Annotated in this window: 9 protein-coding genes; 4 read left to right on the forward strand and 5 right to left on the reverse strand. The window is 63.0% G+C overall.

Annotation, left to right across the window (positions count from 1 at the left end):
* Positions 1 to 15: 15 nt before the first annotated feature.
* The 4 genes from rfbA to RTY13_RS09280 form a co-directional block, all read right to left on the reverse strand.
* The gene (rfbA, locus tag RTY13_RS09265; RefSeq protein ID WP_312782877.1) at positions 16 to 888 is read right to left on the reverse strand and encodes a glucose-1-phosphate thymidylyltransferase RfbA; all 873 of its coding nucleotides are present in this window, start codon (positions 886 to 888) and stop codon (positions 16 to 18) included.
* Positions 885 to 1,784, reverse strand: a complete 900-nt coding sequence (gene rfbD, locus RTY13_RS09270; RefSeq protein WP_312782879.1) for a dTDP-4-dehydrorhamnose reductase — start codon at positions 1,782 to 1,784, stop codon at positions 885 to 887. The genes rfbA and rfbD overlap by 4 nt, the downstream gene beginning before the upstream one ends.
* Positions 1,784 to 4,294 carry a glycosyltransferase gene (locus tag RTY13_RS09275; protein ID WP_312782881.1) on the reverse strand — a complete coding sequence of 837 codons (2,511 nt, stop codon included), beginning with the start codon at positions 4,292 to 4,294 and terminating at the stop codon, positions 1,784 to 1,786. Before RTY13_RS09275 ends, rfbD begins: the two co-directional genes overlap by 1 nt.
* A 180-nt stretch (positions 4,295 to 4,474) precedes the next feature.
* On the reverse strand, positions 4,475 to 5,413 hold the full coding sequence (locus tag RTY13_RS09280) for a methyltransferase domain-containing protein (protein ID WP_312782883.1): 939 nt from the start codon (positions 5,411 to 5,413) through the stop codon (positions 4,475 to 4,477).
* A gap of 215 nt (positions 5,414 to 5,628) precedes the next feature.
* On the opposite strand from RTY13_RS09280, the gene RTY13_RS09285 reads away from it, so the two are divergent.
* The 3 genes from RTY13_RS09285 to RTY13_RS09295 all read left to right on the forward strand — a co-directional run bounded on the left by RTY13_RS09285 (position 5,629) and on the right by RTY13_RS09295 (position 9,213).
* Positions 5,629 to 7,434: a glycosyltransferase gene (locus RTY13_RS09285; protein WP_312782884.1), complete on the forward strand. Its 1,806-nt coding sequence runs from the start codon at positions 5,629 to 5,631 to the stop codon at positions 7,432 to 7,434.
* A gap of 145 nt (positions 7,435 to 7,579) precedes the next feature.
* Positions 7,580 to 8,545 carry a glycosyltransferase family 1 protein gene (locus RTY13_RS09290; RefSeq protein WP_312782885.1) on the forward strand — a complete coding sequence of 322 codons (966 nt, stop codon included), beginning with the start codon at positions 7,580 to 7,582 and terminating at the stop codon, positions 8,543 to 8,545.
* Positions 8,545 to 9,213 (forward strand): hypothetical protein, encoded by a 669-nt coding sequence (locus tag RTY13_RS09295; protein ID WP_312782886.1) that lies wholly within the window; start codon positions 8,545 to 8,547, stop codon positions 9,211 to 9,213. Before RTY13_RS09290 ends, RTY13_RS09295 begins: the two co-directional genes overlap by 1 nt.
* 45 nt (positions 9,214 to 9,258) lie before the next feature.
* Here the strand turns inward: RTY13_RS09295 and RTY13_RS09300 are convergent, their stop codons facing one another.
* Complete coding sequence (locus RTY13_RS09300) at positions 9,259 to 11,475, reverse strand: AGE family epimerase/isomerase (RefSeq protein WP_312782887.1); 2,217 nt, start codon at positions 11,473 to 11,475, stop codon at positions 9,259 to 9,261.
* Between the two features lie 318 nt (positions 11,476 to 11,793).
* Between RTY13_RS09300 and RTY13_RS09305 the strand changes: the two genes are divergently transcribed.
* Complete coding sequence (locus RTY13_RS09305; protein WP_312782889.1) at positions 11,794 to 14,448, forward strand: DUF4214 domain-containing protein; 2,655 nt, start codon at positions 11,794 to 11,796, stop codon at positions 14,446 to 14,448.
* Positions 14,449 to 14,468 lie beyond the last annotated feature (20 nt).

Here is a 14,468-nt window from a genome sequence, read left to right on the forward strand (position 1 = left end):
GACCTGAGAGGCGGGCTAGCGCCCGCCTTCGACCAGCCCCCTGAGATAGCGGCCGTAGGCGTTGTCGCCCATGGCCGCCGCCAGCCGCTCCAGCTGACCCGCGTCGATGAAGCCCTGACGCCAGGCGATCTCTTCGGGGCAGGCGATCTTGACGCCCTGGCGCTGCTCCAGGGTGCGGACGAACTGGGCCGCGTCGATCAGGCTGTCGGGCGTGCCGGTGTCCAGCCAGGCGTAGCCCCGGCCCAGGCGCTCGACCGACAGCTGGCCGCGCTCCAGATAGGCGCGGTTGACGTCGGTGATCTCCAGCTCGCCACGCGCCGAAGGCTTCAGGTTCGCCGCGATGTCCACCACCTGTTCGTCATAGACATAGAGACCGGTGACGGCCCAGTTGGAACGAGGCTGTTTCGGCTTCTCCTCCAGCGAGCGCGCGCGGCCCTCGGCGTCGAACTCGACCACGCCGTAACGGCCCGGATCATTGACGTGATAGGCGAAGACGGTGGCGCCGGACCGCCGGGCGAAGGCCGCGCCGAACAGGTCGGTCGCGCCATGGCCGTAGAAGATGTTGTCGCCCAGGATCAGGGCCGACGGCCCGCCCGCGACGAAATCCGCCCCGATGACATAGGCCTGGGCCAGACCCTCGGGGCGGGGTTGCTCGGCATAGGTGATCGAGACGCCCCACTGGCCGCCGTCGCCCAGCAGGGTCTCGAAGGCGGGCCGGTCGTGCGGCGTGGTGATCAGCAGGACGTCGCGCACCCCCGCCAGCATCAGGGTCGTCAGCGGATAATAGATCAGCGGCTTATCATAGACCGGCATCAGCTGCTTGGAGACCGCGATGGTCATGGGATGCAGCCGCGAGCCTGTGCCGCCGGCCAGAATGACGCCCTTCATCGGCTCTCCCTTTTCAACCACGCATCGACTAGGCTGGGCATACCCTCCCGCCAGTCGCGGCCCGAAAGACCAAAGTCGCGAGCCATGCTTGTGCTGTCGAGCCTGGAATCCGGCGGTCGTCGCGCCGGCGCCTTCCAGTCTGCGGATTTGACAGGCCTGACCGACGGCGGCGAGCGCCCCGTTCGCTCACTCCACAAGGCCGTCAGCGCCTGCGCGATCTCAAACCAGTTCGCATCCGCGCTCCCAGCATAGTGATAGGTTCCGATCCCCTGCACGAAGGGATGCGATCGCGCCAGAACCGCCAGGGCTTGGGCAAGGTCCGCCACCAAGGTCGGCCGCCCCCACTGATCCCCGACCACCTGCAAGGGCTCGCCGCGCTCGGCGCGGTTCAGGATGGCGCGAACAAAGCCGCTCCTCAGCCCCAGCAGCCACGAGGTGCGAAGCAGGATTCCCTTGCCGCCCGCCTCAAGCACCGCCCGTTCTCCGGCAAGCTTGCTCGAACCGTATATGGACAGGGGATTGACCACGTCGCCTTCGACATAGGGCTGCCCCTTCTCGCCGTCAAAAACATAGTCCGTCGACAGATGGATCAGGGCGGCGTCATGAAGCCGCGCAGCACGGGCGACCACGCCCGCCGCCGCGCCGTTGACGGCGAACGCCGCCGCCTCGTCCGTTTCTGCAGCATCCACCGCAGTAAAGGCGGCGGCATTGATCACCACCGAGGGCCGGATGCGAGCAACGGCGCTATCGACCTGCACCGGATCGACAATGTCGACCTGCCCATGAGACAGACCGACAACCGGACAGCCGGAATGCTCAAGGACGGCGAGCGTAGCCTCCCCGACCTGGCCTCCAGCCCCCAGCACCAGAACCGGCCGTGTTTCGCTCGGCGTCATCAGCCGGAATAGGGCGGCGGCGGTCGGAGCCGGGCGAATGGCGCCGACAGCCTGTCGAAATGAGGGTTGAACCCTGGATCACGGCTGAAACGCTCCCCCCAACGCTTCCAGAGCAGGCGCGACGCAGCCTCTGCCCGAGCCTGTCGAACCGGGGCGAAATTGAAACCGCGCGACTTGGACTCCAGATGGTAGAGGGTGGCGAAGGGATCATACAGGACCTTCAAGCCCTCCGCCTGAGCGCGCATGCAAAGGTCAACATCATTGCCTTCGACCGGCAAGCTCGCCGCATCGAACCCTCCCAGAGCCCGGAAGGCTTCAGCGCGTATCGCGACGCAGGCCCCGGTCACCGCCACACAGGAACGCAGCAAGGCGTGCCGGCCCATATAGCCAGGGCTTGACCCAGGCTGCCCGACCCCTTCGTGGACCAAGAAGGAATAGATCTCTTCACGCGCCACAAATCCGGCATGCTGAATCGTGCCGTCCCCATAGAGCAGACGACATCCCACAAGGCCGACTTCGGGACGCTGAGCCTGACTGACGAGCTCATCCAGCCAATCGCGCGTCAGAACCACGGTATCGTTGTTCAGGAAGATCAGAACCTCCGCATCCGTTTCCGCCGCCGCCAGATTGTTCATCAGCGCCCAGTTGAACTCGCCCTTGTACGGCAGGATGCGCGCCAAGGCCTTGTCGGCCAGGTCCGCAAGATAGGCCTGGGTCTCCGGGCTCTGGCTCTCATGGTCGATGATGATGAGATCAAAGGGCGTGGCGTTGCTCCCACGCCGATCAAGGATGCTGTCCACGCAGGGACGCAGAAGGTCCAGACCATCCTTCGTCGCGATGATGACGCACGCCTTGGCCGCCGCCGGCGCACGACGCACCCGCACCGCGCCTTCGACGTGCGCGCCCAACTGGTCTTCATGGTCGAGGACCGCCACACCTTCGCGCGGCAGATAGGCCTCCACCACCGCCCTCCAGTCCGATGCCTCCTCCGTGGACCAGCGGCCCAGCAAAACCCGACCAATATGGTCGATCAGCCCGCCCTGGTCCGAAAGGCGCAAAACAAGCTCCGCGCCGAAATCGTCTCCGGCGGCGTCGTTCAGACCGAATGTCCGTACGAGATCCGAGCGCACGGCGATGCGGCGTCCGACATAGGGGTGCTGGAGCAGCAGGTCTCGATCGAAACCCGGTTTCAACAAAGGGCGTCCACGGCGCCGCAGCACCGAGTCCGCTTCGCGATCTTCGCCCTCATAGCAGTCTTCATCGAAGTAGACGGCGTGGACCTCAGACCGGCCATCAAACCGTCCGTCGATACGGCGAAGCGCCCCTGGCGCGAGATCGTCGCCGGCGACCAGAAACAGGCAGACATCCCCACGAGCGCCGACGGCGTCGAACGCCCCCATAATCCGATCTGCGGGCGACGGCGCTTCCGTCACGTGGACCGAAACTCTGAGCCACCCCTGCCAAGCGCAGCGGTTGCGGAGATCTTCGGCGAGAAGACGCTGGCCCTCCTCGACCACCAAGGCAATGGACAGAGCTTCCGGCGGAATGGTCTGAGCGGTCAGGCTGAGAACGGTGTCGGCAAGAGCGCTCGCGGAGCGCCCGACCGCATCGACGATCACCAGATTGCTACACGACGTCACGGGAATGTCGGCGCCGTAGTCCCTCCAAGCCGCGGCATAGGCCGCGTAGTTGGACAGCGGCTGAGCGGCCGCCGCCTCCACCCAGGGAATTCGCGCCTCCAGCCGCTCCAACAATTGGCGCACCTCCGCCAGTTCCCGCGCGGCGGCGGCCATGCCGTCGAGAGTGGGCTCCCGCCGATGCACGACCGCCCGACCGATCAAGCCGCCACCGGCTCTCAGTTCGACCTGCTGATCCCGGTCCGAAAGGCAGACCTCCTCTGGCAGGGGCGCCTCGAAACCAGCACGACCATCGCCGCCAAAGCGGTCTTGAACGTCGCGCCGAAAACGATCAGCCACGACCGCCGAAACAAAGGCTTCGCCAGCCCAAACCTCGACGATCAGGGGCGCGTCGCGTCGATCGAAACCATGCACCCAGCCGCGGATCACGTGACCATCCACGGCTTCAATGCCGCCTATGATCCCCGCCTGGGCTTCCAGCGCCTTGAGACGTTCCTCCCATTGAGGGGAGTCAGCCCCGACCAGGGCCTTGAATTGTTCATCGCTCAGAAGCGTCCGGTAAAGGCGCAACCAGGACGGGGCGGTTGAAAGCAACGCCCGCCTCGCCGTCTCATTCCGTGCAACGCGTCGCGCCGCCCAGGCGACCAGTTCCTCTGCGGGAACTCCTCTGGAATCAAGCCCCGACTGCAGGCCACGGGCCGCCACGCCATCGAGAAATTCAATAAATTCCTCGGACGAAAAAAACATACGCAGAAGATGGTCAGGCTCATGCGCCGGCATACTGCTGACGATCGCCTCGGATTCTGGTTCTCGGCGCAGAACAAAGCGATACAGGTTCCGCACATCTTCATCGGACCAGTTGATCGGCCCCACGGGACGCGCTTTTTTTTCTTTTGCCAAATCAACCAACCTTCGATGCGCAGACCGCTCTTTAGCCCCCGCACGTCGACCCGTCGATATCAGACTGGAGACCCTGGCTCACAGGCTCGTCTCGTTCGCCGTCAGCCGATAGGACCCTACAGGCTGGCGCGCGCAGGAGCCGAGGAGCCCCGCCTAGAGCTTCTCGATGGTGAAACGGTGGGACAGACCCATGGCGCCGATCGAGGCGTCTTCCGTCACCTCCACGACGCGGCAGCCTTCCTGTGAGATAATTTCGAAAATGGCGCTTTGCGGCAGGGCGTGCATCTCCATGTCTCCTGTCGGGTTCGCCAGATAATGTTCGACCGAGAAGTATTCGGAAATGAAGGTCGGCATCTGGATCACCGCGACGCCGCCCGACCGCAAGGCCCGAAGCAGGCGCCGGAAGGCGTAGGCCATGACGGGCGGCGGGTTATGCTGCAGCACAATAAGCGACAGGATGAAATCATAGCCCGAAAAATCGTCGAGCGCGCGGAGATCGCGCAGCTGGACGAAGTCCACATTGGACACTCCTGTTTCCGCCGCACGCGCCCGCGCCAGCTTCAGATGCCCTGGCGAAACGTCCACGGAGGTCACCTGAGTTGCAATGGACGACAACGGCATGGACAACCGCCCGACGCCGCATCCGAAGTCCAGCGCGCGCTCGAACCCTTCAGCCTTGAGCCCCGCACGCCGCAGGGCGTTCAGAGCGACCTGAAGGTCATGCACCCCGCTCAGATAGAACTGAGCGATGTTCTCATCGATGTTGTCGGGCGAGTATCGCTCGCTCGTCAATACAGACCAATGGGGCGCCTCCTCGCCGAACTGGCTCCACGTCCGGCTGGTTTCCCGCAGCATTGCGTCGAGTTCTTCGTCAGCGCAGTCGATCTGGATTTCCTGCCGCGTTCGCTCAGCGTAGCGACCGACAGTTAGAAGGCCATAGGTGCTGCTCACGAACTCTTCCGACGCCATGAAGTGTTCACGCAGAGCTTTGACTGTCGGGAAATTGAGATGGATCGTTATAACTTCAGAATTTTCAGGTTCTCTCCCAAGAACGAAGCGATAGGCATTCAGAACATCTTCACGCGTAACCAAGACCCCCTCCATTCCCGATGAACGAATATCATGAAGCATGCTGCCCGCAGCGGCGCAATAGAATCGCCGTCCCGCCCCAGCATCCTCTCCTCTCCTCCCCGCCTCCGCCACACGGACACGCCCCATTTCATCGATAAATCGGCGGCTCGGCTTGACCGTTTCAGCAGGAACTGCTCTTGCGCCGAGTACACTGGTTGCAACGCCTCGGAGCTTAAATGAGCGACAAGACGCCGATGCCTCACAGCATCATCAGAAATCTGACCGCAGCCAGCGCACCACTCATGGGCCGCAGCTCCGTTCAAGAGCTAAAGCGCAAGGCGGCGGCGGCTCGCGCGCAACGCGACTGGGCCCTCGACACCTTTTACCGCCGCAAGATTTGCGGCCTGGACCCAGCCAAGCCGGCGAACTGGATACAGTTCGGCCACGCCCTGAAAGAAGCCGGTTTCCACGAGCGCGCACGAGAAGCCTATGAAAAGGCGCGTGAATTGGAAGGACAAAATCCCGAAGCCGCGCTTCAACTGGCGCACCTCGCGAAGATCCAGGGCGATTTCCAAACGGCCGCGCGCGAGTTCGCGACGGCTTCGGACCTCGGTCATGTCGATGTCGAACGGCTCGCCTTCGAGCAGAAACTCCTGCGCAAGATCGACAACAGCATCGTCTTCCGCGGCGTCAATCCCAGCGCGCCGAAGTCGGCGCTACGCGTCTTTCTGTCGGTTCCCGGCGGCGTGGTGCACGAGGACAGCAAGGAAACCGCGGGCGCAGGCCTCGGGGTCGCCGACTATTCCTACTCGTTCGCCATGCGCGGGTTCATTCAGGCCTTTGAAGAACTGGAAGTCGATTACACCGTCATCGACAAGCCCGAGTACATCGCGGATATCCGGGATCGTTCAGGGGCGAGCATCAACATTCACCTCGGCTTCTATCCGCCCGAGCGGATGCGCGTCCTGAAGGGAGCCTACAACATCAACTGCTTCGCCTGGGAGTTCGACCGTCTCCGGGCGCCCACCGAAGGTCTCAGCCACCACGCCTTCGCCGATCAGGCGCAAATGCTCGATGTGGCGGACGCTTTGTGGATTCCTTCCCAGCATGGCGCGGACACGGTTCGCGCCAGCGTGTCCAAGCCGGTGGAACGTGTCGCTGCTCCGGTCCTGTCCAATCTCGCTCGGCGTCCGCGCACGCGCCGCCCGGATCTGCGCGAGTTGGAACGCATCGGTCGAGACCTGGCGAGCATCAGTTGGGAGCCCCTGAGCATCTTGCCGCGCATGCAGCCGGCATTCGACACCACGGCGCGGGCCAAGGCCGCTTCCCTGCCCGCCATTCTATCGACCCTCGCCGGTGATGAACGGCCTGAGATCTTCCTGACCGTCTTCAACGTCCACGACTATCGCAAACAGATCGAACCCCTGCTGACGGGGTTCATGCGCCTGCTGGAAAAACACCCGAACGCCCTGCTGTTGCTCAAGATGACGACACCGCACCGGGCGGCGCGGGTCGCCAATCGCAATCTGATGGAGGAGCAGGTGTTCGACGTCGGACGGCTGATCCCGCCCATGGTCAGCGATCGAATCTGGATGACCGAAGCCGTCCTGACACGGGCGGAATTGAACCGCCTCTATGACGCAGCCACCTATTACGTCTGCACCTCGCACGCCGAGGGTCAGAACCTGCCTTTGATCGAAGCCATGGGCCGCGGCGTCGTGCCCGTGACGGTGGATCACACCGCCATGAGCGACTACATCTCGGACAACGACGCCATCGTCATTCCGTCAGAAGTGCGACCATTGGATATCAGACTGTCCAAACGCTATCAGATGTTTGGAACTCACACACACTACGTCACCCCGGCGGACGTCACTACAGCGCTCGAAAAAGCGATGTCGATTGAAGAGGGCGACTACGCCCATCGCTCGGCCGCCGCCTTTGAAGAAGTGCGAACCCAGTTCGGCCTCGCCCCCTTCGCCGAGCGCTTCTGGAGCATCGTCGACGCGCTCAAGGCCCAGGAAATCAAGCATGACGCATAAGGCCGTTCTGGATGTGAGCGCTCTTTTTGAAGAGCACTGGACCGGCATCCCAAACGTCGTCGCGGCCATCGTCCGTCACGCCCTGGATGACGGGGCCATCGATTGGACCTTCACCTATGAAACCGTGCCCGTCCCCCGCGACGTGGTGATCAACTTCCTGCGCCAAAAATCCGGCGCCGGCGGACTGGATCTCCTCTCTCGGCTGGTTTGGGATGCTCCCGCCATTTCCCAAGAGGTCGCGGCGGAAACGGTCGCCATCTTCCCCAGCATCAAGCCGGTCCAGCGCTACTTCCGCAAGGAAGCCGCCATCATCCACGACCTGAGCCCGCTGGTGACGCCGCAGTTCCACAATGCGGACAACATCAACCACTTCGCCAACCGCATCCGGTCCGATGTGGAGTTTTCCGATCATCTGTTCTGCGTGTCCGAAGCGACCTTGACGGACGTGGAGGCCTACTTCCGCAAGCCGCGCTCCCAGATGTCCGTCATTCGTCTGGGCTGTGAATTCGAGCCCAATGAACTGAGCGCCGGCGCGTTGCAGGTCCGGCCCGATGTCCTCGTCGAGCCCTACGTCGTCGTCATCGGCACGCTCGAACCCCGCAAGAACGGCAGCCTCATCTTCGACTACCTGATGACCAATCCGGGCTTCGCTTCGCAGTTCCGGATCGTCTTTGTCGGACGTGACGGCTGGCTTGATGAAAAGACGCGGCTGATCAAACGCCTGGATGGCGCGGGCGTGTCCGCCGACCGCATCCTCTTCACCGGCTTCATCTCCAACGAAGAGCGCACCGCGCTCATGCTGAACAGCGCCTTCTGCATCTACCCCTCCTTCTTCGAGGGATTCGGCCTGCCCATTCTGGAAGCCGGCGCCCTCGGGAAGACCACGGTATGCTCCAATAGCTCCAGCATGCCCGAAGTCATGCCCGAGCAATGCGTCTTCTTCGATCCGACCGAACCGTTCGAATTCGCCCAGGCCCTACGCACAGCAGAGCTTCGCGCCGCTCAGACGCGCGCTTCGCATCAGTCCGTTTCGGATCTTATGAACAGAACCGCATCGCACGGCTGGGAACGCTGCTATGGCGAGATCGCGCGCTGGGTGAAGGATCAGTGATGACCAATTCCTACTCCTCCTATACGCCGGTTTCAGTATTCGATTGTGATATCAAGGGCGATCGGATCGTCGGCTACGCCATGCCGCAAGCCGTCGGTCCGTGCCTTCTGCGACTATCGAGCGACGACACGCCCATAAGCTACGCCACAGCGACAGCCTATTCCGAAGCCGCCGCCGAGCAGGGGCTTCGCGGCGGTTGGTGCGGGTTTGAGCTGCATGGCCTCAGGCTCGCCATGGGGCTGGGAGAGCGCGTGGAGATCAGTTGCGCAGTATCCGGCCGTATCTTGAAGTCCGTGCCCGCGACCCTCGCAGACATGCCGACGGCGCCGGCGGCGAGCCGCACCTTGACGGTTGAGGGGCTGCTCCGTCTGGTGCGGGAGCCCCGCTCCTGCGCCAGCACCGCCCAGTTGTTGCCGTTTGCGTTGAACCACTACCGTCGCCACGGCGCGCAATCGTTCCGGGACCGGGCCTACCTCACGATTCTCGGCCGCTGGCCGGACGCCTTGGCGCCCTATCCGGACGACAGCATCGCGGAAGAGGAACTGCGGATCGCCACCTATATCGAGGATCTGGCGGAAAGCGCGGAGCTTACCGAAAAATGGACAGAAGGAACCCTCATCGGCCCCTTCCATCCGGACTTCCGCTTCGACACCACCGGACTGCTCTAGCCTTGCGGCGGGCTGACATGGCGACAGGCCGTATCAGCCCTGCCCCTACCCCAGAGGCATGCTCGCATCGCTTAGCGAGAAGTCCAGCCGACGCGCGCTGGCGCTGATCTGCCCGAACGCCCCCATGATGTGATAGAAGGAACTGGCGGGTGCGGCTTCGTTGATGAATCCCTTGCGCCCCAGTTGCTTGTCTCGCCACGCGCCAGTCGGCGTCAGGTAAAGCCACAGGGCGCGAAGGGCGTCGGCGGCGTCATTCAGGTAGCGTCGGCGCTCCCCGTCATCGGACACTTCAGCAAGAAGCAGCGCAGCCTTCAGCCATTCCGTTTGGGGCCACAGCCGTGCGCGGTCGCCGCGCGGGCGACCTTCGACATTCAAGACGTCAAGCGCGACCCGAGCGTCGCTTACGCCGCGGGCGCCGAACTCGTACAGTCGGCGCGCGGGAGCCAGCAAGCGATTGTCACCGCGCATCCGGGCATGACGCGCCAGGAGCCAGGCCCACTCAAACTGATGTCCTGGCTCGACGAGCCGCCCGTCGTCACCCGACGCCGGGTTCCAATGCTCGTCGAAAAACTCAAGAAGGCAGCCGGATTGGGCGTTGATGAAACGCGAATGAGCCAGTTCGACGATGTGATCCGCCATCTCGCGCCAAACCGCATCCCCTCCCCCTTCCTCCCAGGCCAGGCAGGCCTCGAGAAGATGCATATGGGCGTTGGCCTGGAAGGGATGCTCCCCATTCTCCTTCCAGCCGCCCTGGCTCCGCCGTTGCGACAGAAGGGTGTCGCGAATGCGCAAGGCCTGCCGCTCCAGGCCGCTTCCATCCTCGACCACATGGCGAGCCGACTGCAAGGCCAGCATGACAAACGCCTGATCGTAAACCATGAAGGTTTCATCCAGAGGCGCGCCGGTCGGCGTGAGCAGAGTTCGACACAGACCGTCTGGTCGCAAATATTCAGCTTCCAGGCACTGGACGCCCAAGGCCGTCGCCCGGCGCCATGGCCCCCCCCACCCCAGGCGACCCGCTTCGGCATAGGTCCAGATCTGGCGGCCCTGGACGCGCGCGCGCCTGGCGACCTTCATGGCCCGCCCGTCGAGGCTTAGGGATTCAGCAAACCGTCCGGCCTCATCCTGTCCGATAGTCGCCCAGAGCGGCAAAGCCGACTGCCGCAACCAATCCGCCAACCGACGAGCACCCGCCTCCAGAGTCTCCGGCTTCGGCTTGCTGAAATCGAGATACTGAGGGAAGCCGACGCGCACCCGCTCGACCACCCCTTTGACATCCTGCGCTCGCTTGAGATCGCAAACCAAGATGGCGTCGTCTTCGGCGATGATGGCGAGATCACTGACGCCAAGCACGCCCACCAGCACGCCCTCCGGCGCCCGGACCAGGCACCGTTCGGAGTCCTCGAAGATATGGGCGCCGAACTCTCCTTCTCCGGTCTCAGCGATCGCGTCCCAGGCGCCCAGGTCCGACCAGGCGAAATCGACCGCCAGCACCGATGCGCGCTGCGTCTTCTCCATGACCGCGTAGTCGATCGAGATCTTGGGCGCATCGCGGAAGGCGTCGCCCAGCACTTCTACATGCCCTTGCGGCATGTCGCTCAAGGCTCGGCTGGCGGCGTCCGCAACGGCCGGCGCCCTTTCCTGCAACTCCGCTACAAGCGTGGCTGCTGATACGATGAAGTTGCCGCTGTTCCACAGATAGCCGTCGCGAATGTACTCCTGCGCGCTTTCGCGATCAGGCTTCTCCCGGAAGGTCCGGACTTCCGACAACCCTTCACCCTCAGGGCAGATATAGCCGTATGCGGTCGACGGAGACGTCGGTTTGACGCCCAAGGTGACAATGCGTCCCAGACGTGCAGCTTCCGCCGCCTGGACGACCGCGCGTTGAAACGCCCCCCGATCAGGGATGTGGTGATCCGAGGCGACGAAGATGTTCACGGCCTCGGGATCCCGGTTCATGGTCCAGCACGCCGCGGCGGCCATGGCGGCCGCCGAATCGCGCGCTTCCGGCTCCAGCAGGATTTGGCAACGATCCAGCAGGTTCAGTTGCTCGATCTGCTCGAGCACCAGTTCGCGGTGGCGGAGTCCTGCGACGACGACCAAGACCCCGTCCCCAAGAAGAGGCGCGATCCGCATCGCTGTTTCCTGAAACAGAGAACGATTGCCTGCGAGCGGTATGAACTGTTTGGGCCGCGAGGGTCGAGACGTGGGCCACAGCCGCGTGCCGGAACCGCCACACATGATTACAGGGTAGAGAGCCATACCCCCTGCTAGACCGTGCCGCGACTGTTGCAAAGGGCGGGCCCGAACTTCGTGGGAGTCACTCACGCGCCTCAATCGAGCATCAAAGACGACAAGGACACCAAAAGCATGCCGACAACTGAGGACATGTCTCAATTCCACAATCGCTCAACAAAGCACGCGCTCATCTCTCAAGTTTGATCCTAGAGACGCAGCCGGGCGCATATATTGTTGATACTATAAGGTCACGATCGACGCTCGCCGCTGTAAATTAAAGCGCCGCTTGCCAGGCACGAGCCAACCTTTACGATGCTGAACGTTCATTTTCGGCAGGTGCGTATGTCCCCGTTTCAGACTGATCAAGCTGGCTCGGCCAATCTCTCCGACGATCCGGCCGATCGGCTCTACTTCCTGAACGCAGACCAACGCGGTCAGGGCGCAGGCCCTGGCGGAAAGCCGTCGCTGTCGACCAACGACGCCGCCATTCAACTGACGCGGACGGGCGCCACCTGGCTAGGAGGCCAGCCGCTGGGGTCCGGCGTCACGGTCAGCTTCGCCTTCCGCAGCAATGCACCCGCCGCCATGCCCGGCGATACTGCGGGCTTCAGCCAATTTTCCGCCGTTCAGATCGCCGCCACGCTTCTGGCGCTGCAGTCTTGGTCCGATGCGGCCAATATTCGCTTCGTCCGCGTCGATGACGGAAACGGCTATTCGGACAACGCCACCCTGCTGTTCAGCAACTATTCCAGCGGCGAAAACGGCGCGGCCGCCTTCGCCTACATGCCCGGCTCCAGCGCGGTGGGATCGGTCTCCGGCGATGTCTGGATCAACAACAGCCTCAGCTATAACGCTTCGCCGATCCAGCTGGGATATGGCGCTCACACCCTGGTCCACGAGATAGGGCACGCCCTCGGCCTCAGCCACCCGGCCGCCTATAACGCGACCAAGGACGAGTCCATCACCTATAACCAGCACGCCACCTATTATGAAGATTCTCGCCAATACACGGTGATGAGCTACTTCAGCGAGAGCAATACCGGCGCCTCCTTCTACCGCGCCTATTCCTCGGCTCCGCTGCTTGACGACATCGCCGCGATCCAGCGCCTGTACGGCGCCAATATGACCACGCGGACCGGCGACACCGTCTATGGGTTCAACTCCAACACCGGCCAGCCCTGGTTCACGGCCAACAATTCCAGCATCGGCGTCATCTTCAGCGTCTGGGACGCCGGCGGCGTCGATACCCTGGACTTCTCACAGTACAGCCAGGTCCAAGTCATCGATCTGCGTCAGGGGCATTTCTCGAACGTCGGCGGCATGGTCGGCAATGTCTCCATCGCCATGGGCGCCGTGATCGAAAATGCGATCGGCGGCAGCGGGGCCGACGTCATCATCGGCAACGCCGCCAACAACCGCCTGGATGGCGGCGGCGGCAGCGATCAGATCGACGGAGGCGACGGTATCGACACGGCTGTCTTCAATGGCAACAGAGGGGACTTCACGATCTCGGCGACGCCCTATGGCCTCAGGGTCGATGGCGCAACGGGCTCCGTCCTCCTCAACAACGTCGAATTCCTGGCCTTCAAGGATCAGACGATCTCCATTGCTGATGCTGGCGGCGTCCACCTCACCGGCACCGACGGCAACGACTTCCTGACCGGGACCCGATTCGACGACATATTGAAGGGAGGCTACGGCAATGATCTTCTCATTGGCTTGGAAGGCAATGACTATCTTGACGGAGGCCCCGGCAACGACATCCTCATCGGAGGATCAGGCGACAATCACCTCATAGGCGGCGATGGCATCGACACCGCTGTGTTCAGCGGAATGTACCAAGGCTATGCCTATGTCACCCGTAGCACTGCGGGCGGAGGACGTGATGGTGGCCACAACGTCTTCGATGTCGAAAGAGTCCAGTTCCTCGACGGAGTACGATCATTCGTATCCGATGACCTGTTCGCCACGGCCTACCGCCTCTACGACGCAGCCTTCGATCGCGAGCCCGATCCGGGCGGACTGGCCGCCTACGTCCACATGCTGGCGAACGGCACCACCGCCGCGGATATTCTCAAGGCCTTCTCAGCCTCCGCCGAGTTCCAGGCCAGATACGGCGGCACGGACAATGAGACCTTTGTCCGGCGAATGTATCAGTACTCTCTTGATCGGGAGCCCGATGCCGGCGGGCTGGCTCACAACGTCGCCGCTCTGAACAACGGCATGTCTCGCGCTGAACTTCTGACCATCTTCAGCGAATCCGACGAGCATAAGAATCTGATTAAGAATCAGATCGAAAGTCGCGGCATATGGATCCAGGACGAAGGCACCCTGGCCGTTGCTCGGCTCTATGACAGCATTCTGGACCGCGTGCCTGATCTGGGCGGTCTGGAGGCGTATCGCGGCCTCCTGGATCGTGGGTACACCCTCCAGCAGCTTGCGGACTCCATGGTCCAGTCGGTTGAATTCCAGACACGCTACGGCAATCTGTCCAACGGCGACTTCGTCAAGCAACTGTATCGGTTCGTTCTGGATCGCGAGGCCGATCCGCAGGGCCTCGACGTCTACGTCTCCGCACTCGAACGGGGCATGACGCGCGCCGAACTGACGGTCATTCTCTCGGAATCCGCGGAACACCGCGCGTCCTACCAATCGACTTGGGAAAATCAGGTCCGCACGCTCGAGAACGGCCTCTACAGGACCCCCGCCGCCGAAGCATCGGCAGACGCCGGCGCGCCGCAAACCCTGCCGCTCGCCGACGACCATTTCGCCGCTCAGAGCGACGACTGGGGCCATCGCGACGCTTTCGTCCTGCCCGCCCTTGTGGAAACGCCGCTGGTTCAACCGGCCCTGGCGTCCGATGAGGCCTATGATTTCCAGCCGCTGACGCAACCCCTGTTCGAACAGATGGATCTGACGCTGACGATCAACGGCCCGCACCCGGACCTGGGACTGCTCGATCATGGTCAGCACAATGACTGGTTCCTTGCCGCCTGACGCCGACAGCGACTAACAAG

It is taken from the genome of Brevundimonas sp., from assembly GCF_032055285.1.
Taxonomy (GTDB): Bacteria; Pseudomonadota; Alphaproteobacteria; order Caulobacterales; family Caulobacteraceae; genus Brevundimonas.